Origin of the sequence: Vibrio sp. 1562 (assembly GCF_033340155.1) — a bacterium.
Taxonomy (GTDB): domain Bacteria; phylum Pseudomonadota; class Gammaproteobacteria; order Enterobacterales; family Vibrionaceae; genus Vibrio; species Vibrio alginolyticus.
Window position 1 is genome coordinate 1 of record NZ_JAWOVY010000464.1, and the last position, 636, is coordinate 636.

Consider the following 636-nt stretch of genomic DNA (forward strand, 5'->3'; position numbering starts at 1 on the left):
TTTGGTTACGCTACTGCCAATCACGATGCACATGATGGCCGCCAGCATCGCCCCTAAACCGATAGGGTTCAGCGAGATTGAGCTTGGATCGAACAAGAACCACGCTAACGCAATCAACACTGCGCCGCTAATACCTTGTATTGCGCTAGGCTGACGTTTGTAAACCGCCCAACCAAACAGCATGGCAAAGACGGGGACAGAAATCATGCCGACACCGGAAATTGCAGAAGGTAGGGTCAACGCCATCACAAAAATGAGGCCAAAGAAGAAGGCGATGTTAATCGTGCCCAATATCAATAACACTTTCCATTCGTGCTTTTTGGGCAGCGAAGGTTTGATTGCCAGTAGCAGTAGTCCGGCTGGCAGTGCTCGCAGTGCTCCCAGCAACACTGGCGGCCAGTCTGGAAGAGTGAACTGCGTAACGGCATAAGTTGTGCCCCAGAAAAATGCGGGGATCATTGCGAGTAATATGTTCATGTAAAATATCTTTACGTTGAGATAATTAATTGTAAAGGTACGCGCTAGATTGCTTTTTGTAAAGTATCTTTATGTTAAAATAAATCGTCAGACCGAATGCGTATTGGAGAAAGAAAACTCGTGGACGCAATTGATAGAGTAGTAACGCAGTGGGCGAAG

General features: G+C 47.0%; 1 protein-coding gene. It reads right to left on the reverse strand.

Features of this window, described 5'->3' with window-relative positions:
* A partial coding sequence (locus R7Z49_RS25840; protein ID WP_318112521.1) for an EamA family transporter occupies positions 1 to 477 on the reverse strand: 477 nt, incomplete at its 3' end.
* Positions 478 to 636: the final 159 nt, after the last annotated feature.